Genomic DNA, 335 nt, shown 5'->3' on the forward strand with positions numbered 1-335 from the left:
GGAGGCCCAGGCGCACCAGGACCTGCCGTTCGAGCAACTGGTGGAAGCCTTGCAGCCGGAGCGCAATGCCAGCCATAACCCACTGTTCCAGGTGCTGTTCAACCATCAGAGCGAGATACGCTCGGTGACGCCCGAGGTTCAGTTGGAGGACCTGCGTCTGGAAGGCCTGGCCTGGGACGGCCAGACTGCGCAGTTCGACCTGACGCTGGATATTCAGGAAGACGAAAACGGCATCTGGGCCTCCTTCGACTATGCCACCGATCTGTTCGACGCCTCCACCGTGGAACGCTTGGCCGGCCATTGGCGCAACCTGTTGCGCGGCATCGTCGCCAACC

At 62.7% G+C, this 335-nt stretch carries 1 protein-coding gene; it reads left to right on the forward strand.

Translation table 11 applies throughout. From position 1 onward, the window contains the following. Positions 1-335: condensation domain-containing protein (locus LT948_RS33105; RefSeq protein ID WP_232197179.1), on the forward strand; the 335-nt coding region annotated here is incomplete at both ends.

It is taken from the genome of Pseudomonas sp. CP-1 (assembly GCF_021213715.1).
In the GTDB taxonomy this organism is placed as follows: Bacteria; Pseudomonadota; Gammaproteobacteria; order Pseudomonadales; family Pseudomonadaceae; genus Pseudomonas; species Pseudomonas aeruginosa.